This is a genomic window from Streptomyces sp. NPDC046805 (genome assembly GCF_040645355.1).
Classification (GTDB): Bacteria; Actinomycetota; Actinomycetes; order Streptomycetales; family Streptomycetaceae; genus Streptomyces.
Genome location: NZ_JBEYYC010000001.1, coordinates 494,465 through 517,403, shown reverse-complemented (window position 1 = coordinate 517,403; position 22,939 = coordinate 494,465). Strand labels below are relative to the sequence as shown.

Annotated in this window: 21 protein-coding genes; 12 read left to right on the top strand and 9 right to left on the bottom strand. The window is 69.5% G+C overall.

The window, feature by feature from the left end:
* Nucleotides 1–48: 48 nt before the first annotated feature.
* Nucleotides 49–1,068 (bottom strand): AraC family transcriptional regulator, encoded by a 1,020-nt coding sequence (locus ABZ910_RS02560; protein ID WP_361357938.1) that lies wholly within the window; start codon nucleotides 1,066–1,068, stop codon nucleotides 49–51.
* A gap of 134 nt (nucleotides 1,069–1,202) precedes the next feature.
* The gene (locus ABZ910_RS02555) at nucleotides 1,203–2,075 is read right to left on the bottom strand and encodes a MurR/RpiR family transcriptional regulator (RefSeq protein WP_361357935.1); all 873 of its coding nucleotides are present in this window, start codon (nucleotides 2,073–2,075) and stop codon (nucleotides 1,203–1,205) included.
* 135 nt (nucleotides 2,076–2,210) lie between these two features.
* Here ABZ910_RS02555 and ABZ910_RS02550 point away from each other — a divergent pair, with 135 nt between their 5' ends.
* Genes ABZ910_RS02550 through ABZ910_RS02540 form a run of 3 tightly spaced genes read left to right on the top strand, consistent with a single transcriptional unit; the run spans nucleotide 2,211 to nucleotide 5,336 of the window.
* Complete coding sequence (locus ABZ910_RS02550) at nucleotides 2,211–3,626, top strand: MFS transporter (protein WP_361357932.1); 1,416 nt, start codon at nucleotides 2,211–2,213, stop codon at nucleotides 3,624–3,626.
* The gene (locus ABZ910_RS02545) at nucleotides 3,623–4,105 is read left to right on the top strand and encodes a GAF domain-containing protein (RefSeq protein WP_361357930.1); all 483 of its coding nucleotides are present in this window, start codon (nucleotides 3,623–3,625) and stop codon (nucleotides 4,103–4,105) included. Before ABZ910_RS02550 ends, ABZ910_RS02545 begins: the two co-directional genes overlap by 4 nt.
* 10 nt (nucleotides 4,106–4,115) lie before the next feature.
* Nucleotides 4,116–5,336: an amidohydrolase family protein gene (locus ABZ910_RS02540; RefSeq protein WP_361357927.1), complete on the top strand. Its 1,221-nt coding sequence runs from the start codon at nucleotides 4,116–4,118 to the stop codon at nucleotides 5,334–5,336.
* 269 nt (nucleotides 5,337–5,605) lie between these two features.
* Here ABZ910_RS02540 and ABZ910_RS02535 read toward each other — a convergent pair whose 3' ends face one another.
* Nucleotides 5,606–6,292 (bottom strand): DUF2848 domain-containing protein, encoded by a 687-nt coding sequence (locus tag ABZ910_RS02535; protein ID WP_361357924.1) that lies wholly within the window; start codon nucleotides 6,290–6,292, stop codon nucleotides 5,606–5,608.
* 137 nt (nucleotides 6,293–6,429) lie between these two features.
* On the opposite strand from ABZ910_RS02535, the gene ABZ910_RS02530 reads away from it, so the two are divergent.
* The 3 genes from ABZ910_RS02530 to ABZ910_RS02520 are packed head-to-tail and all read left to right on the top strand — an operon-like array spanning nucleotide 6,430 to nucleotide 8,989.
* Nucleotides 6,430–7,794, top strand: a complete 1,365-nt coding sequence (locus tag ABZ910_RS02530) for an MFS transporter (protein WP_361357921.1) — start codon at nucleotides 6,430–6,432, stop codon at nucleotides 7,792–7,794.
* Nucleotides 7,795–7,841: 47 nt separating this feature from the next.
* Nucleotides 7,842–8,633 carry a carbon-nitrogen hydrolase family protein gene (locus ABZ910_RS02525; protein ID WP_361357919.1) on the top strand — a complete coding sequence of 264 codons (792 nt, stop codon included), beginning with the start codon at nucleotides 7,842–7,844 and terminating at the stop codon, nucleotides 8,631–8,633.
* Complete coding sequence (locus tag ABZ910_RS02520; RefSeq protein WP_361357917.1) at nucleotides 8,630–8,989, top strand: cupin domain-containing protein; 360 nt, start codon at nucleotides 8,630–8,632, stop codon at nucleotides 8,987–8,989. Before ABZ910_RS02525 ends, ABZ910_RS02520 begins: the two co-directional genes overlap by 4 nt.
* Nucleotides 8,990–9,160: 171 nt before the next feature.
* On the opposite strand, the gene ABZ910_RS02515 is transcribed toward ABZ910_RS02520, so the two are convergent.
* Nucleotides 9,161–9,787, bottom strand: a complete 627-nt coding sequence (locus tag ABZ910_RS02515) for a GntR family transcriptional regulator (protein WP_361358118.1) — start codon at nucleotides 9,785–9,787, stop codon at nucleotides 9,161–9,163.
* 372 nt (nucleotides 9,788–10,159) lie between these two features.
* Between ABZ910_RS02515 and ABZ910_RS02510 the strand changes: the two genes are divergently transcribed.
* The 6 genes from ABZ910_RS02510 to ABZ910_RS02485 are packed head-to-tail and all read left to right on the top strand — an operon-like array spanning nucleotide 10,160 to nucleotide 17,517.
* Nucleotides 10,160–11,461: an extracellular solute-binding protein gene (locus tag ABZ910_RS02510; protein ID WP_361357915.1), complete on the top strand. Its 1,302-nt coding sequence runs from the start codon at nucleotides 10,160–10,162 to the stop codon at nucleotides 11,459–11,461.
* 7 nt (nucleotides 11,462–11,468) lie between these two features.
* Nucleotides 11,469–12,548 carry a sugar ABC transporter permease gene (locus tag ABZ910_RS02505; RefSeq protein WP_361357913.1) on the top strand — a complete coding sequence of 360 codons (1,080 nt, stop codon included), beginning with the start codon at nucleotides 11,469–11,471 and terminating at the stop codon, nucleotides 12,546–12,548.
* The gene (locus ABZ910_RS02500) at nucleotides 12,545–13,378 is read left to right on the top strand and encodes a carbohydrate ABC transporter permease (protein WP_361357910.1); all 834 of its coding nucleotides are present in this window, start codon (nucleotides 12,545–12,547) and stop codon (nucleotides 13,376–13,378) included. The genes ABZ910_RS02505 and ABZ910_RS02500 overlap by 4 nt, the downstream gene beginning before the upstream one ends.
* Nucleotides 13,375–14,193, top strand: coding sequence for a carbon-nitrogen hydrolase family protein (locus ABZ910_RS02495; RefSeq protein WP_361357907.1), 819 nt, complete (start codon nucleotides 13,375–13,377; stop codon nucleotides 14,191–14,193). Before ABZ910_RS02500 ends, ABZ910_RS02495 begins: the two co-directional genes overlap by 4 nt.
* Nucleotides 14,190–16,073, top strand: a complete 1,884-nt coding sequence (locus tag ABZ910_RS02490; RefSeq protein WP_361357904.1) for a glycoside hydrolase family 125 protein — start codon at nucleotides 14,190–14,192, stop codon at nucleotides 16,071–16,073. The genes ABZ910_RS02495 and ABZ910_RS02490 overlap by 4 nt, the downstream gene beginning before the upstream one ends.
* 13 nt (nucleotides 16,074–16,086) lie before the next feature.
* Complete coding sequence (locus ABZ910_RS02485) at nucleotides 16,087–17,517, top strand: extracellular solute-binding protein (protein WP_361357902.1); 1,431 nt, start codon at nucleotides 16,087–16,089, stop codon at nucleotides 17,515–17,517.
* A 77-nt stretch (nucleotides 17,518–17,594) separates the two neighbouring features.
* Here ABZ910_RS02485 and ABZ910_RS02480 read toward each other — a convergent pair whose 3' ends face one another.
* Genes ABZ910_RS02480 through ABZ910_RS02460 form a run of 5 tightly spaced genes read right to left on the bottom strand, consistent with a single transcriptional unit; the run spans nucleotide 17,595 to nucleotide 22,913 of the window.
* On the bottom strand, nucleotides 17,595–18,215 hold the full coding sequence (locus ABZ910_RS02480) for a dihydroxyacetone kinase subunit L (protein WP_361357899.1): 621 nt from the start codon (nucleotides 18,213–18,215) through the stop codon (nucleotides 17,595–17,597).
* Between the two features lie 3 nt (nucleotides 18,216–18,218).
* Complete coding sequence (locus ABZ910_RS02475) at nucleotides 18,219–19,220, bottom strand: dihydroxyacetone kinase subunit DhaK (RefSeq protein ID WP_361357897.1); 1,002 nt, start codon at nucleotides 19,218–19,220, stop codon at nucleotides 18,219–18,221.
* Between the two features lie 14 nt (nucleotides 19,221–19,234).
* Nucleotides 19,235–20,347 (bottom strand): ABC transporter permease, encoded by a 1,113-nt coding sequence (locus ABZ910_RS02470; RefSeq protein WP_361357895.1) that lies wholly within the window; start codon nucleotides 20,345–20,347, stop codon nucleotides 19,235–19,237.
* Entirely contained in the window at nucleotides 20,344–21,402 is a 1,059-nt protein-coding gene (locus tag ABZ910_RS02465) for an ABC transporter permease (protein ID WP_361357892.1), read from the bottom strand. The genes ABZ910_RS02470 and ABZ910_RS02465 overlap by 4 nt, the downstream gene beginning before the upstream one ends.
* Nucleotides 21,399–22,913 carry a sugar ABC transporter ATP-binding protein gene (locus ABZ910_RS02460; protein ID WP_361357890.1) on the bottom strand — a complete coding sequence of 505 codons (1,515 nt, stop codon included), beginning with the start codon at nucleotides 22,911–22,913 and terminating at the stop codon, nucleotides 21,399–21,401. The genes ABZ910_RS02465 and ABZ910_RS02460 overlap by 4 nt, the downstream gene beginning before the upstream one ends.
* Nucleotides 22,914–22,939 lie beyond the last annotated feature (26 nt).

The following is a 22,939-nucleotide window of genomic DNA, read 5'->3' as shown; positions in this document are numbered from 1 at the left end:
GCAGAATGCCCTCCCGAGCCAGGCGGGATTTGTTCCGGTGCGACAATCTCAGGACGTGCCACGCACCCGGCGTCGAACCTCGCTCGGACTGGCGCCCCGCCACCGTCGTACGGCGTGGCTGAGGCCGGACTGGTCGGCGAAACCCACCATCGCGGCCACCTGCCCGAGAGGCAGGTCGGTGGCGGTGATGTAGCGCAGCGCGAGATCCCGTCGTACGTCCTCGAGGATCTCGACGAAGCTGATCGACTCCGCGGCGAGCCGCCGTTGCAGCGTGCGGGGATGCATCGCGAGGAGCCGCGCGACATGACCGATCGCCGCGGGGGTGGTGCCGATACTCCCGGCCAGGGCCCGCCGTACGTGCGTGGAGACCAGACGCTCCGGATCGGTGTGGTGACTGGCCAGATAGTCGACGGCGAACCGGCGGATCGCCGCGTCCGCGCTGCGGAACTCCTCGTCGAGCAGCCGCCGTTCCACGCGCAGCGCAGCGGTCGGGCAGCCGAACTTCACATCCACGCCGAAGAACTCGGTGTACCGCGACACCGGCGACAGGGGCTGGTGCGGCAGCTCCACCGACCGAAGACCGGCCACGCTGCCGACCAGTGCCACCGCCACCTGATGAAAGAGGCCGACCCCGAGCTCCATGGCCTGCGGGGAGTACGGCGACTCGCGCAGATCCTTCCGATAGGTCAGCGCCACCACCTCACGGCACCCCCGCGGATCCGGTTCCACACCGACGCTCAGCGCCGGGCTGTGCACGAACATGAACCGCGACGCGCACTGCAGTGCCTGCGCCACCGTCGACGAGGCCTGGATGGCCAGCGCCAGCCGGCCGAGGATGCTGAGATCCTGGCGGCAGGCCAGACGCAGGCCGAAATCAGGGCATCGAAGATCACGGGCAACCGCGTCGAGCATCAGGTCGTGACTGGTGATCGGGATGAGCCCCTCCTCGGAGGTGAGCACCTCCGGAGGGATCGCGAACCGCCCCATGAACTCCCCGGGGTCGCCGCCTAGTTCCTCTACGAGGCGCGCGAACCCGCGCAGGCTGGCTCCCCGAATCAGTGAACCCACCGGGCGATGCTAACCCCGGCACGTACACGGTCAAGGGTGGAGTCCGGCCCCCGCGGGATCGCCTGAAGCGGGAGAGCTCTGCTGGACGCTTTCGGGTGCGGCTGCCACTCGGACCGGGATGGTCCTGCCGGACGTCAGCGGGGTTGCGGTCGGCGGTGCAGCAGGCCGAAGCGGTCCCACTGGGCTTCGGCGGCCTCGATCGCCCGCTTGGTCCGCTCGGGGTCGAGGGTGGCCAGTTCGGCGACGATGGCCTGCACCGCTGCCATTCCGGCGGTGAGGGAGGGAAAGAACGCGACACCCTCCGCGGGGACGATGAGGACGTCGTTCGCGGCGTCGGTGAGGGCAGGGCTGGCCGCGTCGGTCAGCGCGAACACCTTCGCTCCACGGGCGTGCGCCTCTCCCGCGGCCAGGACCGTACTCTCGTACAGCCGCCAGAAGCTGATGGCGATCAGTGTGTCCTGGCTCGTCAATGCCGCTATGACGTTGGCGAGTTGGGCGTCGCCACTGGTGACGGCGGTGATGTTGTAGCCGGCGAGCCGGGCGTTGTGCGCGAAGGCGATCCCCACTGCGGCGTAGCTGCCATCGGCCACTACCACCGTGTGTCGGGCCCGGGCGACGGCTTCGGCGACCTTGCGGACCGCCGATCTGTCGAGACGGCGTGCGAGGAGGGCCAGGCTGTCCAGGTCCCGGCGCAGGGAGGCGGCCGCGGGTGCGGCGGACGTGTGGTGTTCGGCGGCGACCTCCGGCGCGCTGAGCGCGGACAGATAGCGGGCGCGCAACTCCTGCTGGAGTGCCGGCCAGCCTGCGAAACCCAGCGCCTGGGCGGTGCGGGTGACGGTGGCGGTGTTGACGCCGGCCAGCGCCGCCAGTTCGGCACTGGAGGCGAAGGAGGCGCGGCGCGGCTGGGTGAGCAGGACGTCCAGGACGGCCGATCCCTTGGAGCGCAGTCCTCGCTCAGGCAGGTGTGCCCGCAGCCAGTCCTCGAATCCGTCCTGAGTGTCTGTCACGGATCCGTTCTGCGTCACGTGGCCTCCCCTATGTCCGGGGACACGCTACCTGCCCACCAACATGCAACATCTATTGCGTAATTGCTGATCTGCATACTACGTTGCCGCGAAACTTGGACACCCCGGAGGCGCGGCATGACGCTGCTGGCACGTCTCGACAGGCTGCCCCTGAGCAGACCCCACTACGCCCTGCTGCTGCTCGGCGGCCTGGGCTACACCTTCGACGGCATGGACGCGGCCGTCGTGGCCTTCCTGATGCCCAGCGCTCAGCAGGTCTGGCATCTCGACAACGGCGCACTGGGGCTCATCGGCTCCGCCTCGCCGTTCGGCTTCCTGTTCGGAGCCGCGACGGCGGGACTGCTCGGTGACCGCATCGGTCGGCGCAAGGTCATGATGTGGGCTCTGGCCTTCTACGCCTTCTTCTCCGTCGTGGCCTCCGCCGCGCCGACCTACGAAGTCTTCCTGGCTGCCCGGATCCTCGCCGGAGCCGGGGCCGGGGCGGAGAGCGCCATCATCGCCCCCTTCCTGTCCGAGTTCGTCCCCGCCGCGCGCCGCGGCTGGTTCGTGGGCGCGTTGGCCGGCTTCTTCTCCTTCGGGTTCGTCGCCGCAGCGCTCATCGGCCGTTTTGTGGTGCCGACGCTGCCGCAGGGCTGGCGGATCGCCCAGGTGATCACTGCGCTGCCGGTGCTGATGCTGCTGTGGTGGCGGCGCTCACTGCCGGAGTCGCCCCGCTACCTGCTCTCCCGAGGCGACACGGCCGGAGCCGAACGCGTCGTCGCCGACCTGGAGCGCCGTGCCGAAGAGGCCACCGGCCGACCGCTGCCGCCCGTCCCGCCCGAGGCCGCCTCCACGGCGCTCACCCCGGCGCCGCCCACGCTCGGCCTTCTGTCCGCGCTGAGATACCTGTGGAGCGGAACCATGGCCCGCCGCACCGCGGTCACCTGGCTGATCTGGTTCGTGATCACATTCTCGTACTACGGCTTCTTCTCCTGGATCCCCACCCTCCTGGTGGAGCGCGGCATCACGGTGACCAAGAGCTTCGAGTTCTCGATCATCATCTACCTGGCCCAGATCCCCGGGTACTTCTCCGCAGCCTGGCTGTCCGAGCGCCTGGACCGCAAGAACGTCATCGCTCTCTACCTCACCGGCTCGGCCGTCAGCGCCTTCTGGCTCAGCCAGACGTCCACTCCCGTCCCGATCACGGTGGCGGGCGCGGTGCTCTCGTTCTTCCTCAACGGCACCTACGCCGGCGTCTACTCCTACACCCCCGAGGTCTTTCCCACCTGGATCAGAGCCAGCGGCACCGGCCTGTCCAGCGCCTTCGGCCGGGTCGGCAGCATCCTGGCCCCGTTGATCATCGGCCTGTCCGCCGCGGGACTCGGCTTCGGCGGCGTCTTCGGACTGACCACCGCCGTGCTCGCGATCGGGGTCGTGTGCACCCTCTTGTTCGGCCTGTCCACAGCCGGGCGCTCCCTGGAGGACGTCTCCGAGCCCTCACCGGCCGCGGCGGCGTCGCGGCGCGGCCCGGACAAGAAGGACGCCGTCCGATGAGCCGCACCGAGCAACTGTCCGCGCTGGAGCAGTTGGAGCAGTTGGAGCACGAGATCCGCTCGTCGGTGGGCGTCCGGCTGTTCACCGTCCTGGCCTGGCTGCCCGCCCGGCGTGTGCTGCACCGCGCCCACAGCAGCCACCCCGACCAGTACCCGGTGGGTGGCGAGAAGTCGGTCGAGGTCGCCGCCGGATGGCTGGAGCGGTGCATCGAGCGGCAACTGCCCTACCTCGGCGCCGATCGGGCATGCGTACGGGAAGTCTTCGCCGACCACCGGACCATCGAGGCCCTGGGCTGCGGAGCGGTGGTCAACGCGCCCGTGGTCGACGGCGGCCGCACCCTTGGCGTCCTCAGCGTCCTGGACGCCGAAGGGCACTACGACCAGGCAGCCGTTCAGCGAGTGTGCGCGCTCGCGCACCGCGCCGTACCCGCACTGCACGCCTGCATCGACCGCACCGACCGACCGGCCACGGCCGTCTGAGGAGAAGTCCGTGTCACTGCTGCTACGCAACGCCCTGCTGCTGGACGTCAACACCGGCGACTACCTGGAGGCCGACCTTCGGTGCGTCGAGGGCCGGATCGCCGAGATCGGCACCGCCCTGCCCGTCCCCGACGATGTGCGAGTCCTGGACGTGGCCGGCGCCCCCGTGCTCCCCGGTCTGATCGACGCCCACGTGCACGTCACGGCAGCCACCGCAGACCTGGACTCCATCCCCTCCGCCTCACCCAACTACGTTGCCGCGCACAGCGCCCGCATCATGAGCGGGATGCTGGACCGGGGCTTCACCACCGTCCGCGACGCCGCCGGCGCGGACTTCGGCCTGTGCGACGCCCAGGCCGAAGGGCTGCTGCGCGGCCCCCGCCTGCTCTTCTGCGGCCGGGCCCTCAGCCAGACCGGCGGCCACGGCGACGCCCGCAGCCGCGGCACCCGCGTCCGCGACGACCACCCGTGCTGCGCAGGACTGAGCCGGATCGCCGACGGGGTCGACGCCGTGCGCACCGCGGCCCGCGACGAGCTGCGCAAGGGTGCCCACCACCTGAAGGTGATGGCATCCGGCGGCGTCGCCTCACCCACCGACCGTATCGACTCCACCCAGTACTCGATGGACGAACTGCGCGCCGTGGTGGAGGAAGCCGAGGCCGCCAACCGCTACGTCGCCGCCCACGCCTACACCGCCCGCGCGGTCAACCGGGCCTTGCAGGCCGGCATCCGTTCCATCGAGCACGGCAACCTCCTGGACGACGAGAGCGTACGGCTGCTCGTCGAGCACGACGCCTTCCTCGTGCCGACCCTGGTCACCTACTGGGCCCTGAAGCAGGAGGGCCCGCAGCACGGGCTCTCCGCCTCCAACCACCGGAAGGTCGACGAGGTACTGGACGCGGGTCTGGCCGCACTGGAACGGGCAGTTCGCGGCGGGGTCCGGACCGTCTACGGCAGCGACCTGCTGGGCGGCATGCACCGTCACCAGAACGAGGAGTTCCGGATCCGCTGTGAGGTGCAGAAGCCGCTCGAGGTGATCCGCTCGGCCACCACCACGGCAGCCGAACTGCTCCGCCTGGAGGGCGAGATCGGCGTCCTGCGGCCCGAGGCCCGGGCGGACCTGGTGGTGCTGCGCGGGGACCCGCTGACCGACATCGGCTTCCTCGCGACCCCCGAGAACATCGGCTACGTCGTCCAGGACGGAATCGTGGTGACCGACAACGGCCTCTGAACAACCACCGACCGCGCGCGTCCGGCCCCGGCCGACCCCCGGGTACCCCCCGGTTCCGGCCGGGCGCACCGCTCATCCGGCCCACCTCGCCGAGACCGCGGTACGCACGGTGCGGCGGCCGGTCGACTGCCTCATGCCCAGGGAGCAGATGCCGGCAGTCGGTCACGACTGCTCGCGGACTGACAGGAGTGGCACCCAGGGCTCCGCCCGCATCGGTCCGGCACCGCCGCGCGCGAAGAGCCGGGTGAACACCTTGTGGTGAAGCAGCGTCAGCCGATGGGCGCCAGCATGGGCTCGACCTCGTAGTCGAGGCGGATGACATCGCCCGTGGCGGGGTCGCCCAGTTCCACGCTCCAGCCGTCGGCGAACTGGTCGACGCCAGGGGCCATGGGGATGGTGCCGGAGATCAGGACGGTGCCGGGCGTGAGCGCGCCAAGGGAGCGCAGGGTGTCGACCCAGTAGGCGGGGGCGAGGAGTTCGGCGAGGGTGCCGCCCTGGATCTCGGTGCGCGTGCCGCCGTGGGTGACCCAGGCGCGCAGGGTGAGCTCGTCGACACGGGACTCCACGTCGGCCAGGCGCCAGGCGCGGCGGGCGAGGACGTCGGGGCCGGCGTTCTTGCTCCAGGCCACGCCGTGCACCTCAAGGTTGCGGTCGGTGTGGTCGCAGGCGGCCGTCAGCAGCAGTTCCCCGCCGTCCGCCACGACGAGCGCCCACTCCGCCTCGCCGGAGGTGCGCCCGTGCTGCACCTGCACCCGGTCGGTCTGCTGGGCGAGGTAGGGGGAGACGGGGTAGAGGGCCGGCGTCACGGAGGGGCCCGGTACGCCCAGTTCGGCGAGTTCCGCGACGTGCGCGGCGACATCCTCCTGGCTGCGTCCGGCGTACCCGGCGTTGAGGACCTGGACGACGTCGACCTCGCGCGTCGATCCGTCGGGCAGTTCAAAGGTCAGCACGGCCATGGGGGCTCCCAGAGATCGGGGGACGGACCGCGGGGCAGGTTTCTCCACGGTCAAGTTCTCGCGCAGGGCTTGCGCATACCACCTGTATACAAGAAGTATGCCGGAAGGTCGATGTCCCCCGAGCAAGGATGGGAACCATGCACGACACCCCGAGCGACGGCACGAAGGCGCCCGACAGGCACGCCGGCGTCCGTCGGGCCTTCGCCGCGAGCCTGGCCGGAACGTCCCTGGAGTGGTACGACTTCGCCGTCTACTCCGCGGCGGCCGCGCTGGTCTTCGGTGATCTGTTCTTCCCGTCGGAGGATCCGCTCACCGGCACCCTCCTCGCGTTCTCCACCTACGCGGTCGGCTATGTGTCGCGCCCGCTGGGCGGGTTCGTGTTCGGCCGCCTCGGCGATGTGATCGGCCGCAAGAAGGTGCTGATCGCCACGCTGGTCCTCATCGGCACCGCCACCTTCCTGATCGGCGTGCTGCCGGCGTACTCGACGGCCGGCGTGGCCGCTCCGATCGCCCTGGTCGTGCTGCGCTTCGCCCAGGGCGTCGGCGTCGGTGGCGAGTGGGGCGGCGCCGTGCTGCTGTCCAGTGAGTTCGGGGACCCTCGCCGGCGCGGCTTCTATGCCTCCGCCGCGCAGGTCGGCCCGCCCGCCGGCAATCTGCTCGCCAACGCCGTCCTGGCCGCCCTCGGCGCGCTTCTGACCGAGGCTCAGTTCGAGTCGTGGGGCTGGCGCGTGGCCTTCCTGCTCTCCGGCGTGCTCGTCGCGTTCGGGCTGTGGATCCGGGCGAAGCTCGAGGAGACCCCGGTGTTCAAGGCGATGGAGGCCGAACACACCCGGCCCGAGGCGCCGATCCGCGAGGTCTTCACCACCCAGCCCCGCGCCCTGCTCGCCGCGATCCTGTGCCGCGTCGGCCCCGACGTGCTGTACGCCATGTTCACCGTCTTCGTCCTGACGTACGCCACCCAGGAACTCGGCATGTCGCGCGGCTCCGCCCTCGCGGCCGTCCTCATCGGCTCCTCGCTCCAGGTCTTCCTCATGCCCCTGGCCGGCGCCCTCTCCGACCGGGTCAACCGCCGCCTGCTGTACGGCTGCGCCGCCGTGGCCGCCGGTGTGTGGCCCTTCGCGTTCTTCCCGATGATCGGCGGCGGCACCTGGCTGCCGCTCGCCACCGGTGTCGTCGTGGGCCTCGTGATCCACTGCTGTCTGTACGGTCCTCAGGCCGCCTTCATCGCCGAGCAGTTCTCGCCCCGGCTGCGCTACACCGGTTCCTCCCTCGCCTACACCCTGGCCGGGATCATCGGCGGCGCCGTCGCCCCGCTGCTGTTCACCACCCTGCTGAGCGCCTACGGCACCTGGGTACCGCTCGCCGCGTACATCGCCATCGCCTCGGCCGTCTCCCTCGCCGGGGTCTGCCTCGGGCGCGACCCCGAGGCCGCCGTCGACGAGGACGACCACCTCGCCACGTCGAAAGCCCCGGCCGCGGCGGCCGCCTCCCGGGCCGGCTGACCCCCGCATCTCCCCGATCCCCCGCCCTTCGAAGGAGGAACCGCACCGTGCGGATCGCCCTGAGCCAGCTCACCACCGGCCCCGACCCCGGCAAGAACCTCCGGCTCGTCGAGGAGTGGACCCGACGCGCGTCGGACGCCGGAGCCCGCGTCGTCGGCTTCCCGGAGGCGTCGATGGCCTGCTTCGGCACCCCGTTGGCCCCGCTCGCCGAGCCCTTGGACGGCCCATGGGCCGACGGGGTACGGCAGATCGCCCGGGCGACCGGCACGGTCGTCGTGGCCGGCATGTTCACCCCAGCACCTGGAGGCAGGGTGGCCAACACCCTGCTGGCCACCGGGGACGGGGTCGAGGCGGCGTACGACAAGATCCACCTCTACGACGCCTTCGGCTACCGCGAGTCCGACACCGTCGCCGCGGGCTCCGGCACGACGGTGATCGACGTGGACGGCGTACGACTAGGCCTGGCCACCTGCTACGACGTCCGATTCCCCGAGCTGTTCCGGGCCCACGCCGACGCCGGAGCCGCCGCCACACTGCTGGCCGCGTCCTGGGGTGCAGGGCCCGGCAAGCTCGACCAGTGGGAGCTGCTGGTGCGGGCCCGTGCCCTGGACGCCACGGTGTGGCTCGCCGCCGTCGACCAGGCCGAGCCCGACACCGAGCCGGGCTCCGCGCCGACGGGCATCGGGCACAGCCGCGTCGTAGGACCCGACGGAACCGTACGCCACGCTCTGGGCGCCGAACCCGGGCTGCTCGTGGCCGACTTGGACATCGACGAGGTCGCCACGGTCCGGCAGAAGACGTCGGTCCTGGCCAATCGGCGTCCGGAGCTGTGGCGATGAGCAAGCCCGAGCTGGAGTTCCACCTCCCCGACGGACCGTGGAGCACCCCGGTCGGCGCCGGCCCCGGCATCGAGGAGCGCGTCCTGGCCGACGACGCCGAGCGCGGATGCCGTACGGCGCTCGTCCGCTGGGCCCCGGGCACGGACACCTCGGACCAGGGCGCGGCCCGCCACGACTTCTGGGAGGAGGTCTACCTCGTGGCGGGAGCGCTGCACGACCTGACGCTCGACCAGACCTTCACCGCGGGCATGTACGCCTGCCGCCCACCGGGGATGCCGCACGGCCCCTGGACCTCGCCGGACGGCGTCACCATGCTGGTGATCACCTACCCCGAGCCGGGCCCGGCAGCGCCCTAGCTGTGCTGTCGGGCGCATTGGGGCAGCACAAGGGCCCTGGACAGGTGAGCGCCTTCTGGTTTCGGTGGGGATCACGACATCTGCCGCCGAACCCAGAAGGCCTTCACGCGCCACCGCAATCAGCGGTCACACCCCGGCCAGTCGCGTCACCAACGTGTCCGAGCAGCCCAGCTAGCCCGCGAGCAGCACGTCGAGTGTCGACTCCAGATGGTGGTCGATGGCGGCACAGGCGGCCTGTGCGTCACCGGCGGCCAGTGCGTCCAGGATGGCCTCGTGTTCCTGGAGCACGGCTTCCTCACGTCCCTGCTGGTTGAAGAGGGCCACCACGCCGGCACGCACCTGACGGCTGCGCAGACCGTCGTAGTGCCGGTCCAGAAGGGTGTTGCCGACGGCGGACACCAGTGCCGAGTGAAACTGGTGGTCGACCGTGATGAACTCCCGAGCCTGATCGGCACCGGTGAGCCGGCGTTGCCGTTCCAGCAGGGACCGCAGCTCCGCCACCGGCGCTCGACCGCCGGAGACGAGCTCCTGGGCGGCGTACCGCTCGACGATGCCCCGCAGTTCCATGAGCTCGCGGATCTCCCGTCCGGTCAGAGGTGCCACCCGGGCACCCCGCTTGGGGACGAGCTCGACCAGGTCCTCGGCCGCGAGTTGCAGGAGTGCCTCCCGGATGGGCGTCCGGGAGACGCCGATGCGGTCGGCGAGCTCTTGCTCCGACAGGAAGGCCCCCTGCATCTCGGGATCCGTCAGCACGGTGTCCTTGAGATACGCGTACGCCTTCTCCCGACCGGACGCCACGGCAACCCCCAGACCTCGCATACAGCTTGTATACAGACGCTACCATGCGCCTTCTCTCATCGGCGGGGAGCGTCGTCGCACGGGCGAGGTCGACGCGGTTCAGGGGTCCCGCAGCGGACCCACCCAGGCTGACCGCTGCCATATCGGGTGTCAGACGCAGCGCGCAGGAGCCGTTGATCATCAGCGACCAACCCTGCAAATCGGCGCATCAACAGCACTTCACAACGTATCCCGGTCGGCGCGAGACAGGCCTTGACAGGCATCAAGACGCCGCTTCAAACTCTCCGCACGCATTAGTCATTGGGCAATGACAAATGAATGCAGGGTGGCACCCGCTGATCACCCGGACCGGGAGGCAAGATCGTGAGACTCATGACCCGCAGGCATGTACGAGTCACGACGGGAGTGGCGGCGGTGCTGCTCCTGAGCGCAGTGACGGCATGCGCCGGATCGGGCGGCAGTACGCCGAACAGTAGTGGCAAGGTCGAGGGCAACCTGCGGGTGCTGAGCAACTGGACCGGTAGTGAAGGTGATGCCTTCAAGCAGGTCATCAAGGGCTTTGAGGCCAAGCACCCGTCGGTCAAGGTGCAGATCCAGACAGTTCCGTTCGAGCAGGGGCAGTCTCTGCTGACGCAGCAGTTCGCCCAGGGGTCCCCGCCGGACGTGTCGGTGGCGTTGCCCGGACTGGTGAGGACGTTCTCCCAGCAGGGACTTCTGGTGAATCTCGACTCATCCTGGGACAAATGGGTCGCCGACGGCGAGTACACCCGGTCGGTGCGGGACATGGCCCAGGGTTCGGACGGGCACACCGATGCCGTGCTCTTCAAGGGCAACGTCAACGCGCTGATCTGGTACAACCCCAAGCAGCTGACCAAGCTCGGCCAGCCGGTGCCACACACTTGGGCGCAGTTCACCTCGGTGCTGAATGCGGCCAAGGCCAAGGGTGTCGCCCCGTTCGCGGTGGGCGGCAAGGACCAGTGGCCGCTCACCCAGTGGACCGACCCGATCCTGCTGCGGGTGGCAGGGGCGAAGGCGTTCAACGACCTGGCGCGCGGCAAGATCGGCTGGGACGATCCGCGGATCGTGAAGTCCTTCCAGGTCTTCGCGAAGATGATCCACTCGTATTTTCCGCCGACATCGTTGTCAAGCAGTTTCACGGACGCCACCTGCGGGCGGGTCGCCGGCAAGTACCTCTTCGAGAACCAGGGCGCCTTCATCAACCTGGTCGACCGCCAGGAGTGCGGCACGAAGCTGGTACCGGGCAAGGATCTCTCCTTCTTCGAGATGCCCGCCTACGGCAGCACGCCTGCGCCACAGTTCGTGAGCGGTGACCTGTTCATGGGCGCGAAGGCGTCCAAGAACCCGGCGGCCACACGTGCGCTGCTGGACTACCTCGCATCGCCTCAGGCCCAGGAGATCTGGGCGAAGATCGGTGGCTACGTCGCGCCGAACGCCAAGGTCCCGGCCAGTGCGTATCCCGACGTCAATGACCGCGAAGCAGCTGCCCTGTGGCCCAAGAAGCCGACCCAGCAAGCCGGTTACGACCTGGACGACTGGATCGGCGGAGAGATCCAGGTCAAGTACGAGCAGGCGCTCGCGCAGTTCGTCCGCGACACGAACGTCAACGCCTTCATCTCGAAGATGAAGCAGATCGACACCCGCTCCCACCAGTGAGATGGCGATGACCACTTCCCTCAAGAAGCCACCGCGCGCGAGCGGTCCCGGGTCCACCGGTGACCGCCGCGGCGGCGGCCGGACACCCGCCGCCCCGGGCGGCACCCGCACGGCGGGAAAGAGGGGCGGCCGCACGGGCTACGCCTTCGTGACCCCGCTGATGGTCGTCTTCACCCTGTTCTATCTCTGGCCGGTCGTGCAGAGCGTGCTGAGCAGCTTCTTCACCTGGGGCCTGCTGCGGCCGTGGAACCTGTTCGACCGCTCCACCTGGCAGTTCGCGGGCATCGCCAACTACCGGCGCACGCTGAGCGATCCGGACTTCTGGCACGCCGGCGCCAACTCGCTCCTGTGGCTCATCCTCTTCCCGCTGCTCGTGGTGGCGATCTCCCTCGTGGCGGCGGTGGCCATCTGGCACGTCCGGCGCTGGTCGGTGGTGTTCCGCACGGTGTTCGTACTCCCCATGACGATCTCCCTGGCGGCGGCGGGCGTCATCTGGTCCTTCGTCTACAACCCGGACGCGCACATCGGCGTACTCAACGCGGTCCTCAAGACCCTGCACCTGCAGGGAACGCTGAACGTCGGCCCGCTGCACCTGAAGACGACGGGCCAATGGCTCGCCGACCCCGGCACGCTGAATCTGGGCTTCTACGACATCCACCTGGTCAACGTCTTCGTGATCATCGCGGCGGCCTGGGCGTTCGCCGGTTACGGCGTCATCACCTTCAGCGCGGGGCTGGCCTCGTTGCCGCAGGAACTCGTCGACTCCGCACGCGTCGACGGCTGCGGACCGCTGCAGGTGGTGCGCCACGTCATCGTGCCGCACCTGCGGCAGCCCATGCGGATCGTCTTCGTGGTCAGCGTGATCTTCGCGCTGCGAACGTTCGACATCGTCTACGTCATGACCTCCGGCGGCCCCGGCACGGACTCCACGGTTCTCGGACTGCTGCCCTGGCAGGAGGCGTTCGCCTTCCTCACCACGCCGCAGGCGGGACAGGGCACCGCCGTCGCCGTACTGATGTCGGCCGTCCTGATCGCGCTCGGCTTCCCCTACCTGAAGTCGATGCTCCCCGGGAAGGAATCACGATGAGGAGGAACCGGCTCACCATCACCGCGCTCTACGGCTCGCTGACAGCCGCCAGCCTGGTGTGGATGGTGCCCGTGCTCACCGCGCTCGCGATCTCGGTGCTGCCGATCGGCCAGACCCGCAGCGGATGGTGGCACGGCGGTCTGTCGCAACTGACGCTCACCAACTACCGGGACGCGTGGAATCAGGGACTGTCGCTGTACGTCGTACCCAGTTTCGTCATCACGCTCGGGTCCGTGGCAGTGTCCCTCCTGGTCGGAGCGCTCGCCTCGTACGCCTTCGCCCGACTGGAGTTCCGCTTCAAGCGGCTGACGTACTTCCTGTTGCTGACGACGATGATCGTGCCGGTCCAGATCATCCTGATCCCACTGCTGCCGTGGCTGCGCGTGCTGGGTCTGGCGCAGGGCAATCTGCAGTACCTCGGCATCATCCTGGTCCACACCGCCTTCGGAGCGGGCTGGGCGGTCTTCATGATGTCCGCCTTCTTCGCGGACGTGCCGGAGGAACTGCTCGAGGCGGCCCGACTGGACGGAGCCTCACATCTGAGCCAACTCAGGTATGTGGTACTGCCGTTGGCCCTGCCGGGACTGGTGTCGTTCGCGATCATCGACTTCGTCTTCGTGTGGAACGACCTCCTGCTCGGCCTCACGCTGCTCGACCGTGATCATCAGCCCCTCACGGTCGGTCTGGCGAATCTGCAGTCGCCGCATCTGGCGCAGGAGAACCTGGTCTCGGCCGGTTCGATCATGGTGGTCCTGCCACCGCTGCTGCTGTTCATCGCCCTCAACAGGTTCTACGTACGCGGGCTGTTCGCCGGAGGAGTCAAAGGATGAGTGTGCTGGATGTCGTCGCCCTGCAGTTGGCGGCGAAGCCGGGCGATGTGGCGGGCAACGTGGAACGCCTCTTGGACGCCGTGCGCACACACGGTCCGGGCAGCGACCTGGTGGTGACACCCGAACTGGTCACCACCGGTTACGACCTGGACCTGTTCGACGAGCGCGGCGCGGAGCTGGCCGAGCCCCTCGACGGACCCACCGTGTCCGCTGTCGCGAAGGCGGCCGCACAGGTCGGCACGACCATCGTCCTGGGCATCCTGGAACGCGAAGACGACGTCCTCTACGACACAGCCGCGGTCATCCTGCCCGATGGATCGATATACCCGTTCCGCAAGACCCATCTCTATCCCGCGGAGCTCACCCGGTTCAGCGCCGGCCAGGACCTGTTCACCGTGGACACACCCGCCGGCCGGCTCGGACCGCTCATCTGCTTCGAGCACGCTTTCCCCGAGCTGGCCACGACCCTGGCCCTGGCAGGTGCGCAGACGCTCGTCATCCCCTCGGCCGTACCCATCGGCTACGAATACCTGCTGACCCTGCGGACCAGGGCCCGCGCCCAGGACAACCAGATGTTCGCCGTCGCCTGCAACATGACCGGCGGCAGCTTCACCGGCCACTCCCTGATCGTCGACCCCGCGGGAAGGGTGCTGGCCTCGGCGGGTGCGGAGGAGACCGCGCTGCGTGCGCGGCTGGACCTCGACCTGATCGACAAGGAACGCCTCCAGGAGCCGGCACTGAGCATGCGACAGGTCGATCTGTACCGCCCGGAGGCCGTGGACCGGCTCGGCGTCGTAACGGCGGGTGACCAGTGAGCGGGCAGACGCCACCCGCGGCGGCGGCGCTGAGCGCCGGCCTGCCCAAACCGCTCGACCTCGGCAACGGGCTCGTCGCAGGCTCCTTCGGCGGCGACGGATCATGGCTGTCCCTCGGCGCCCCGCACCCGGTGCACGGCTTCGTCGAGATGCTGGCCGCACCGCCCTTCGACGAGGAGCAGCGCGGCGACCCGGCCGCCGCGCGCCGCCATCGGGAACAACTCACCCAGGAGCGGTTCGCGTTCTTGCGCCTGGACCTGCCTGACGAGCAGATGCCCGAGCGCCACGCAGGCCTGGACGGCGCAGGCCGGCCCGTGTGGCGCCGCAGCGGAGGCGGCTGGACCTGCTCGGTGACGGCATGGGCTCCACCTGGCGAAACGGCACTCGTCCAGCGGTACGTGATCGAGGCCGCGCGCGACGTGCGTGCGGTGCTGCGATTCGGCGGCCGACTGGACCGCAGCGCACTGGCAGAGATCACGGAAGTCAATCCGCCCCTCCCCCTCGAGGTACACAGCGACGTGGAGGTGTCGCCCGGCGAACTCGCCGTCACTGCACCGGTGCTGGCCACCTCGGCCCGTGTGGCGGTGCACGCGGCGGCCGGTCACTGGGATCCCGATGCCGACGGCGCCGCGCAGTGGGAGATCGCCGCGGGTGCCGGGGAACCGGTGGAGATCACGGTCACGGTCTCGTTGGCCACGCCCCCCTGGCCGGGCGATGGTCTGCGCTCCACCGCCCCCGCGCCGCAGATCACGCGGGCCGATCCACCCGGGACCCTCGAACGCATCGCGGCCGGAGCCGTGCGCTACGTTCTGGGCTGCACCGCGCTCGACGTCGGCGAGGCGGAGCGCACCATCCTCACCGACCACCGGCTGCTCCCCCTCAGCTGGACCCGCGACGCCTACTACCAGGCGCTGCTCCTGTTGTGCGCGGCGCCCGACGACCACGACGTCACGGATGTGGTGGCCGGCCATCTGCGGTGGCTGTGGGGACGCGGCCGCACGCCGGGCGCGCCGTGGATGCGCAGCCACCTGCCCGACGGCCGACCCAAGGACCTGGCCATCCAAGCCGATCAACAGCTGTATCCCCTCCTCGAACTCGCCGACTACCGGCGCGTGGTGGGCCGGTGGCCCCTCGGGCCGGGCGACAGTGGCACCGATGCGTACCAGTGGGGGAAACTGATCGCCGAGGTCTGGCAAGGACTGCCCCGAGACGGTCACGACGGGCTGCTGGCGGGAGCGGAGAACCCCGCCGACGACCCCAGCGAACTGCCCTTCGCCCTGTCCACCCAGATCCTGTACTGGCACACGGCCTCCCAACTGGCCCCTAGGTCAACCGAGTTGGGTCTCGATGCGCTCCAGCTGAAGCAGACCGCGCAGCACCTCCGAGGCGCCATCGCGCGGGCGTTCACCTGCGAGGGGCCGTTCGGTCCGCAGTGGGCCTACGAGACCGACGGCAACGGCCGCCACCGGCTCTACCAGGACGCCAACGACCTTCCCACCGCCTTCGCTCCGGATTGGGGCTTCTGTTCCCCCATGGACGAGCGCTGGACCGCCACCATGCGGTTCGCGTTCTCCCCGCACAACCCCGGCCACGTCGCCGGACGCTTCGGGGGGCTGGGGTCGGCGCACACTCCTGGGACATGGACGCTGGGCGACGCACAAGAACTCGCGGTCGCACGGACGATGACGGACACCGTCCGTGCGAAGGCGGTACTGGAGCGCATCGGCCATGTCGCGGGCGTCGACGGGCTGCTTCCGGAGACCTACCACGCCGACAGCGGACGGTGGCTCGCCCGCCACTGGTTCGCCTGGCCCGCGGCTGTCTTCGGAATCCTCCACTTTGGTATAACCAGTGCCGGGCACAACGGGTGGCGCGTATGAAAACGAGGAACGGGTGACGTCAATCGACCCCACGCAGCCGCTGCCGGTCTACGTTCAGCTGAAGAATCTGCTGATCCAGGAGATCGTCGACGGCCGGTACGGCCCAGGTGACCGGCTCCCCACGGAGCAGGAACTCTGCGCCCTCCACCGCATCAGCCGCACCCCGGTCAACCGTGCCCTGACGGAGATGGCCGACGAGGGGATCGTGCTGCGTCAGCGCCGCCACGGTTCCTTCGTCAACCCCGAGTGGATCCCCCCGAACACCGCAGCGAGCACCTTGAAGGTCATCGTCCCGGAAGGCTCCTGGGAAGCCACGGTGCGCGCCGCCGCGCCACCGGAGCTCTCCCTGGACATCGTTCAGGTGGGGTTGTCTGACCTGCGCCAGGTTCTGGTCCGCGCCATCGCCGAGGGCCGGGCCCCGGACCTGGCGATCATGGACTCCGTATGGGTGCACGAGTTCGCGGACTCCGGCTTCCTCACCCCGCTGGAGGAACTCGACGCCGACTGGGTCCACGACGAATACGAGAAGGACTTCGTCGAGCCGTTCCGCTCGGCGAACAAGTTCGGCGGCCGCCCCGTCGCGGTCCAGGCCGAGGCGGACGTCGCCGGCATCTGGTACCGGCGCTCCGACCTCGCCGCCGTCGGGCACCCACCACCGACGACCTGGGACGAACTGGCCGCAGTCGGCAAGGCGTTGGCCCGGCGCGGCACCGCCATACCGCTGACGCTGCCCGGCGGCTCCGCCGCCGGCGAAACGGCCACGTACTGCCTGCTCTCGCTGCTCGCCTCCAACGGCACCGGGGTCCTCGACCATGATGCCGTCACCCTCGACACCACCGCGGCCACGCAGTCCCTGACGTTCCTGCGGGAACTCCTCGACGGGGGCGTCATCTCCCGCGAGTCGGTGGGCTACGAACGCCATGTGCCCATATGCCAGCTCGCTCAAGGCCAGGCCAGCATGGCCGTAGGAGGCAGCTACGACGCCCCGGCCCTGGCAGCCGCTGCATCACTCAGCCCGGCGCAGCTGCTCGACCGGTTCGGGTTCATCCCCATGCCCACAGGCCCCCGCGGCCACGCGGCCGCCCTCGCCGGAGGCATGGTGTACGGCATCTTCCGGCAGGCGGCTTCCCCCGGACTCAGCATGCGCCTGCTGCGCTCCCTCACCTCCGTCGACGCGCTCACCCGCATGTCTCGAAGCACCTGGCAGCTGGCGCCACGCCGCACGGCGCTCGAACAGGCCGCCGAACACGCACCGTTCCTGCGCACCACCGGCACCATGCTGCGGCAGGCCGTCGTACGCCCCTCCACACCTCCCTACGCACGCGTCTCGGCGCAACTGCACGCACTACTGGAATCGGTCCTTCTCGGAGACCGGGAACCCCGGACCGCCGCCGCACGAACCGCGGACATGATCAGCGCCATCACGGGACTGCCCGTGGCCTGACGTGGCCGCGCTCGTCCTCGGTGCTTGCTGCATCGAGGACGAGCCCGGCCACCTCCGCCGAACTCATCGGCAAGAGCTCACCGATTGATACCGGCCTTGCGCCAGGACTCGACGAATCGCCAAATAGCCGTCGCTCCAGGGTCTTGCAGGCCGATGCTGCGTTCCTGGAGCCAGGCGGCACGACCGCGCCTGGACTGCAGGGGACGCGTCTCGACGACGGCCTTCTCGGCAGCGGCTATCGCGGCATCGAGCCCGCCGGTACCGTCCTCCGCGGCATCGAGCGCGTCGGCCACGGGCAGGATGACGTCGAGGATCGTCTTGTCCCCGAGCTGGGTCTTGCCGCGTTGCGCGATGTTGTCACCGGCAGCGCGGGCGAACCGCGCGGCGGCCGACACGTCGACATCCTCGATGCCCGTCCAGGCCTTCGACCCCGCGAGGAGTCCGCCGGCGACCAGCGCGGCCATCGTCGACGGGTTGGCGTTGGCGAAGGCCTTCGCGCAGGCCCGCGCGACATCCGACGGCGGGGTCCCCTCGGGGAGTGCGCCGAGAGCCTCTGTCACGGCGGCGGCACCGAGCGAGATGGTGATCCCGAGGTCACCGTCGCCCAAGGCCTGGTCAAGGTCGCGCAGTTCGTCCGCGTAGGTCACGAGCTCGGACAGGCTGCTCTGGATCGCTTCGATCAGTTCTGCGGAGTGCACGGTTCAGACCCCCAGGAAGAACGGCGAGGACGCCGGTGCGTCGAGCAGCTCGAGACGCGCGTCGTCGAGCTTGAGCAGCGAGATCGAGGCCCCGGCCATCTCGAGGCTGGTCGCGTACTCCCCCACGTACTTCCTCTCGATCGTCACACCGCGCTCCGACAGGACCTGGTGCGTGCGGCGGTACATCAGGTACAGCTCCTCGAGCGGCGTCGCGCCGAGGCCGTTGACCAGCACGGCGACGCGGTCGCCGCTGACGATCTCCAGGTCCGAGACGAGCGCGTCGACGATGCGATCGGTGATGGCGTCCGCCGTCTCGAGGGGGCCTCGATGGATGCCCGGCTCGCCGTGGATGCCGATGCCGACCTCCATCTCACCGTCCGGCAGGTCGAAGCTCGGCGCTCCGGTGGTGGGCAGGATCGTCGGGGAGAGCCCGATGCCCATCGTGGCGGTGTGCTCCACGACGTCCTCGGCGATCGCCGCCACCTCGTCGAGGGTGTCGCCGCGCTCGGCCGCGGCTCCGGCGGCCTTGTAGGCGAAGAAGATGCCGGCCACGCCACGCCGGTCGTTCTTGCGCTCCTTCGGCTGGCTCGCGACGTCGTCACGTCCGAGCACGGTGCGCGTCTTGATGTCCTCGAGCTCCGCGAGGTCGACCGCGAGGTCGAAGTTGAAGACGTCACCGCCGTAATTGCCGTACAGGTACAGCACGCCCGCGCCGCCGTCGACGGCCTTCGTCGCCTCGAAGCACTGCTGCGAGCTCGGTGAGCTGAACACGTTGCCGATCGCCACGCCCGAGCACAGCCCCTGGCCCACGAACCCCTTGAACAACGGCAGATGCCCGGACCCGCCGCCGGTGACGATGCCGACTTTTCCGGTGACGGGCGCATCGGCGCGCACCAGGATCCGCCGGTCGTCGCCGGGGGTCTTCACCCGGTCGGGATGAGCGAGGAGGATGCCCTCGATCATCTCGTCGACGAAGTCCTCCGGCTTATTGATGATCTTCTTCACGCTGTTCCTTTTCATCACGGGGTTCCGGGTCGTGAGCTGTCAGGTGAGCCACGCCTGAGCGCCGTCCGCCACGGTCGCCGCCGTCGCCGCCGTCGCCTCTGTCGCACCGAGTCGAACGCCATGACGGCGACGAGGATGACGCCCTGGGCGATCGCGTACTCGTACGCGGACAGCCGCATGGCGGTGAACCCGCTCGACACGATCTGCAGCGTCAGCGTGGCCAGCACGACACCGAAGACGGTCGCGGCGCCACCGCTGGGATTCGTCCCGCCGAGCACCGCGATGACGATGACGAGAAGGACGTACGACGCGCCGTAGTCCGCGGATGCGGTGGGGTTGCGGGCGAGGAAGAGCACGCCGGCGATGCCGCCCAGCAGGCCGGTGAGGGTATAGGTCCGCAGGAGGATCGCACGGCTGGCGATGCCCGAGTACCGGGCCGCCGTCGGGTTAGCGCCCTGGAGCTGGATCCTCAGGCCGAGAGGTGTGCGTGAGACAAGCACCCCGATCGCGATCGCGACGGCCACGAACAGGATGAACAGGGTGGGAATCCCGCCCACGGTCGACAGACCGAGGGCCGTCAGCGACGACGGCGCCCCGTAGAGCGTCTCGCCGCCGGTCCAGGCGACCGCGATGCCGTTGTAGATCTGCATCGTTCCGAGCGTGGCGAGGATCGGCGTGATGCCCAGGCCCGCGACGAGCAGGCCATTGACGAGGCCACCGAGGAGGCCCACGCCGAGGCCCGCGAGCACGATCACGGGGACCATCCGCTCGGCCTGGCCCGGGTCGTTCGCGGAGATCGCGGTGAACAGGGTCGACATCGTGATCGCCGAGAGGTTCGCGGTGGACACCAGCGACAGGTCGATCCCGCCGGTGAGCATCGCGAGCATCATCGCGACGGCTATCACGCCGATCTCGGGTGTGGCGACCGCGATGTTCTGCAGGTTGGTGACGCTCAGGAAGACGGCCGGCTTCAACGCGGCGAAGGAGGCGAAGGCGACGACGACCAGGACGAGCATCCGTCGCGCGCCGCCGGCCATGGGCATGCGGCTCGCGAGGCGCGTCCAGCCCGCATCCACGGTGTCGTTGAGCCGGCTCAGCGGCCGCTGGTCCTGCTCGGCGAGCTTCATGCCGTCACCTCCTGCTCGTGCTTGGCTTCGAGGTTCACCCGCATACGCGGCGACGACCGCCTGGCGGCTACGGCCTGAACGCCGACACCGATGACGAGCAGCAGGCCGACAGCGGTCCGCTGCCATGCGCTCGGCACTCCCGCGAGGATGAGGCTGTTGTTGATCACCTGGACCAGGAGGACGCCGAGGACCGTCCCGAGCACCGAGCCGCGGCCGCCGAAGATCGACGCACCGCCCAGCACAACGGCCGCGATGGTGTCGAGCTCACCGCCGACGAGCACCTGAGGGCTGGCGCTGCGGCCCATGATCGTGTAGATCATGCCGCCGACCGCGGCGATCATGCCGACGATGACGTAGACCGCCAACTGCGTTCGAACGACCCGGATTCCGGAGCGGTGGGCTGCCTCGACGTCGCCGCCGATCGCGTAGATGCTCCGGCCGAACATGGTGCGCCGCAGCACCCAGCTGAGTGCGAGCGCCATCACGACGGCGGGCACCGCCATGATGTGCAGGTAGGCCCTTCCGGTCGACGTCGTGACCTCGATGAGGTTCGTGGTCGACACCTGGGCCATCGAGTCGGGGAGGTCGGCGATGTAACGCGAGCCGATGTAGGTGAGCAGGACGCCCTTGAAGATGCCCTGGGTCCCCAGCGTGACGATCAGAGTCGGCAAGCGGAACCGGGCGATGAGCCAGCCGTTGATCGCGCCCAGGAACGCGCCGATCAGCAGAGCCAGGGCGAAGGCTCCGAGAAGGCCTGCCTCGAACACGCCCTCGCCGAGCGCGCGGACCGTGGTGTACGCGGCGAAAACCGCGATCGCGGCGAACGACACGTCGATGCCGCCGGAGATGGCCACCATGAGGACGCCAAGGGCGAGTATCAGCGGCACGATGGAATCGCGGACGATGCTGAACGCCGTCGGCAGCGTGAAGAACGCCGAGTTCGTCAAGGACATGCCCACGACGAGAACGATCAGCACCGCCGCGAGCACGCCCTCGTTGTTGGCCCCCCTGAGCCGACCGAGGCGCATGTCGACGGCTGGACGCCGGCCCCTCATGCGGCCACCTTCTCCCGGATCGCGTCGACCGTGACGTCGTCGCCCTGGAGGACGTCGGTGAGCCGCCCGTGCCGTACGACGAGCACGCGGTGGCAGCAGGCGACAAGCTCGGGGGCGTCGTCGGAGATGACGAGAATGGCCATGCCGTCTGCGGCCTCCGCGCGAAGAATGCCGAGGATCTCGGCCTTGGACCCGACATCGACCCCGACAGTGGGCCCGTTGAGGATGAGGATGCGTGGCCGACGCGCCAGCCACTTCGCGAGCACGACTCGCTGTGCGTTGCCGCCCGACAGTGAGCGCACGGGCGCCTGGACGTTCGTCGCCTTGACGCGCAGCCTCCGGAAGAGGCCGTCGATGGCCTCCCGCACGGAGCGCATGTCGAGCATGCGGCCGCGGGTCGTGTGCTGCTCCGGCGAGGCGGCGACGATGTTGTCGGCGATCGACCGGTCGAGGAACAGCCCTTGGGTGAGACGGTCTTCGGGCACATAGCCGATTCCCGCGCCGATCGCGTCGCGGATCGACCGCAGCCGGATCGGCTTCCCGTCGATCCTGACCGTGCCGGCATCATGCGGCAGCACACCGAAGAGGGACTCTGCGATCTCCGAGCGCCCCGACCCCAGCAGCCCGGTCACACCGAGGATCTCGCCGCGACGCATGGCGAAGGAGACGTCCTGGTACGCGCCCCGCAGCCCGAGACCTTCAGCCTCCAGAACGACGTCGTCGCCGGCGTCGAGCTCGCTGACGTGCCGCGTCTCGTCCAACTCCCTGCCGGTCATGTGCTGGGCGATGGCACTCGGGTCCAGCGCGGCCGAGGCACTCGTGACGACATGCGTTCCGGAGCGCAGGATCGTGACGCGCTGCGAGATCCTCAGCACCTCGTCGAGTTTGTGCGACACGAATACCAGCGCCACCCCGCGGGCCCGTAGCCGCTCGACGACGACGAACAGTCGCTCAACCTCCGCATGGGTGAGTGCGGTTGTGGGCTCGTCCATGATCAGAACCCGCGCGTCGTGGATCAGCGCGCGGCAGATGGCCGTCAACTGCTTGTCGGCGACCGAGAGCATCTCGACGTCGCTGTCGAGATCGAGGTCCAGGCCGAGGTCGTCGACGACGGCCTGGGCGGCGGGACGCGCGGCGCGGCCGCTGTACAAGTGCCGTCGTTCGGCGATGGCCGACGTCAGGACGATGTTCTCCGCGACAGTGAGGTTCGGGAACAGCGAGAAGTCCTGGTAGATCACCTGAATCCCGAGCTTGATGGCGTCGGTCGGGTCCATCGACGCGTACGCGGTGCCATCGATGACGATCTGGCCCGAGTCGGGCTTCTCCGCCCCGGAGATGATCTTGATCAGGGTCGACTTGCCGCACCCGTTCTCACCGGCGAGGCAGAGTACCTCACCGGGCAGCAGGTCGAGCGAGACACCGTCGAGCGCGGTGACGCCGCCGTACGTCTTCACGATGTCCCGCACTTGGAGGACGGGGGCGGACGGGCCCTCAGAAGGAGAGCGTGTCATGGTGTGCGCCTTTCAGCGGGGCGTGG

What these genes read in the sequence shown, in the direction of transcription:
- ABZ910_RS02550 (WP_361357932.1), top strand. Translation starts at nt 2,211, where the DNA reads ATGACGCTGCTGGCACGTCTCGACAGGCTGCCCCTGAGCAGACCCCAC.
- ABZ910_RS02545 (WP_361357930.1), top strand. Translation starts at nt 3,623, where the DNA reads ATGAGCCGCACCGAGCAACTGTCCGCGCTGGAGCAGTTGGAGCAGTTG.
- ABZ910_RS02535 (WP_361357924.1), bottom strand. Translation starts at nt 6,292, where the DNA reads ATGGCCGTGCTGACCTTTGAACTGCCCGACGGATCGACGCGCGAGGTC.
- ABZ910_RS02530 (WP_361357921.1), top strand. Translation starts at nt 6,430, where the DNA reads ATGCACGACACCCCGAGCGACGGCACGAAGGCGCCCGACAGGCACGCC.
- ABZ910_RS02520 (WP_361357917.1), top strand. Translation starts at nt 8,630, where the DNA reads ATGAGCAAGCCCGAGCTGGAGTTCCACCTCCCCGACGGACCGTGGAGC.
- ABZ910_RS02510 (WP_361357915.1), top strand. Translation starts at nt 10,160, where the DNA reads ATGACCCGCAGGCATGTACGAGTCACGACGGGAGTGGCGGCGGTGCTG.
- ABZ910_RS02505 (WP_361357913.1), top strand. Translation starts at nt 11,469, where the DNA reads ATGACCACTTCCCTCAAGAAGCCACCGCGCGCGAGCGGTCCCGGGTCC.
- ABZ910_RS02500 (WP_361357910.1), top strand. Translation starts at nt 12,545, where the DNA reads ATGAGGAGGAACCGGCTCACCATCACCGCGCTCTACGGCTCGCTGACA.
- ABZ910_RS02495 (WP_361357907.1), top strand. Translation starts at nt 13,375, where the DNA reads ATGAGTGTGCTGGATGTCGTCGCCCTGCAGTTGGCGGCGAAGCCGGGC.
- ABZ910_RS02470 (WP_361357895.1), bottom strand. Translation starts at nt 20,347, where the DNA reads ATGAAGCTCGCCGAGCAGGACCAGCGGCCGCTGAGCCGGCTCAACGAC.
- ABZ910_RS02465 (WP_361357892.1), bottom strand. Translation starts at nt 21,402, where the DNA reads ATGAGGGGCCGGCGTCCAGCCGTCGACATGCGCCTCGGTCGGCTCAGG.
- ABZ910_RS02460 (WP_361357890.1), bottom strand. Translation starts at nt 22,913, where the DNA reads ATGACACGCTCTCCTTCTGAGGGCCCGTCCGCCCCCGTCCTCCAAGTG.